Source organism: Pengzhenrongella sp. (genome assembly GCF_036565025.1).
In the GTDB taxonomy this organism is placed as follows: Bacteria; Actinomycetota; Actinomycetes; order Actinomycetales; family Cellulomonadaceae; genus Pengzhenrongella.
In genome coordinates, this window is sequence record NZ_DATCNW010000444.1 from 1 (window position 1) to 1709 (window position 1709).

Annotated in this window: 1 protein-coding gene; it reads left to right on the forward strand. The window is 73.0% G+C overall.

Annotation, left to right across the window (positions count from 1 at the left end; translation table 11 throughout):
* The coding region (locus tag VIM26_RS25265) for a DEAD/DEAH box helicase (RefSeq protein ID WP_331956091.1) at positions 1-1709 on the forward strand (1709 nt) is incomplete at both ends.

The following is a 1709-nucleotide window of genomic DNA, read 5'->3' on the forward strand; positions in this document are numbered from 1 at the left end:
CGGCGCTGCCTCGCCCCGACGAGCCACTGCGCCGCTGCCGGGTGCTCTACATCAGCCCGCTGAAGGCCCTGGCGGTCGACGTCGAGCGCAACCTGCGCTCGCCATTGGCCGGCATCCGGCAGGCCGCCGCGCGTCTGGGCCTGCCGGTCCCCGACGTCACCGTCGCGATGCGTTCGGGCGACACCCCGGCCGACGAGCGCCGCGCCTTCGCCCGCCGGCCCGCCGACATCCTCATCACCACGCCCGAGTCGCTGTTCCTGTTGCTGACCTCCGCGGCCCGCGAGGCGTTGCGGGGCGTCGACACCGTGATCGTCGACGAGGTGCACGCCGTCTGCGCCACCAAGCGCGGCGCCCACCTGGCGCTGTCGCTGGAACGGCTCGACACCCTGCTCGATGCACCGGCCCAGCGCATCGGGCTCTCGGCCACGGTCCGGCCCGTCGACGAGGTGGCCACCTTCCTCGCGGGCGGGCGGCCGGTCACCGTCGTGCAGCCGCCACTCACGAAGATCTTCGACCTGCAGGTCGTCGTGCCGATCGAGGACATGTCCGCACTCGGCGAAACGATCGAGGACCCCAGCGGACCCGCGGCGGGCGCCCAGCCCCGCGCGTCGATCTGGCCACACGTCGAGGAGCGGGTGCTCGACCTGATCGAGGCGCACCGCTCGACGATCGTGTTCGCGAACTCGCGCCGCCTCGCCGAGCGGCTCACCGCCCGGCTCAACGAGCTCGCCACCGAACGCGCCGGCGCCGTGCCGCCACCGGACGCGAAAACGCCCGCCGAGCTGATGGGCCAGTCCGGGTCCGGGCATCCTGCCGGCGACGTCGTCGTGGCCCGCGCCCACCACGGTTCGGTGTCGCGCGAGCAGCGTGCCCTCGTCGAGGAGGCGCTCAAGGCCGGCCAGCTGCCGGCTGTCGTCGCGACCTCGTCGCTCGAACTCGGCATCGACATGGGCGCGGTCGACCTCGTCGTTCAGGTCGAGTCGCCGCCGTCGGTGGCCTCCGGGCTGCAGCGGGTGGGCCGGGCCGGGCACCAGGTCGGTGCCGTGTCGCGCGGCGTGATCTTCCCGAAATTCCGCGGCGACCTGCTCGAGTGCGCGGTCGTCGCCGAGCGGATGCGCGCCGGCGCGATCGAGTCCATGCGCTATCCGCGCAATCCCCTCGACGTGCTCGCCCAGCAGATCGTCGCCATGGTCGCGCTCGACACAGTGACCGTCGATGAGGTTGACGAGATCGTCCGGCGGGCGGCTCCGTTCGCCGGCCTGCCCCGCTCAGCACTGGAAGCGGTGCTCGACATGCTCGCCGGGCGCTACCCGTCCGACGCCTTCGCCGAGCTGCGTCCTCGGCTGACCTGGGACCGCGTCACCGGCGAGCTGAGCGCCCGCGGCGGCGCGCAGCGACTCGCCGTGACCAGTGGTGGGACGATCCCCGACCGCGGCCTGTTCGGCGTTTTTCTCGCAGGAGCGGACGGGCCGGGGCGGCGCGTCGGCGAGCTGGACGAGGAGATGGTCTACGAGTCCCGTGTCGGAGACGTGTTCCTGCTCGGCTCGTCCTCGTGGCGCATCCAGGACATCACCCACGATCGCGTGCTGGTGACTCCCGCGCCGGGCGAGACGGGGCGGATGCCGTTCTGGAAGGGCGATTCCATCGGCCGTCCCGTCGAGCTGGGCCGGGCGCTGGGCGCATTCCTGCGCGAGGTCTCGGCCGCAGAT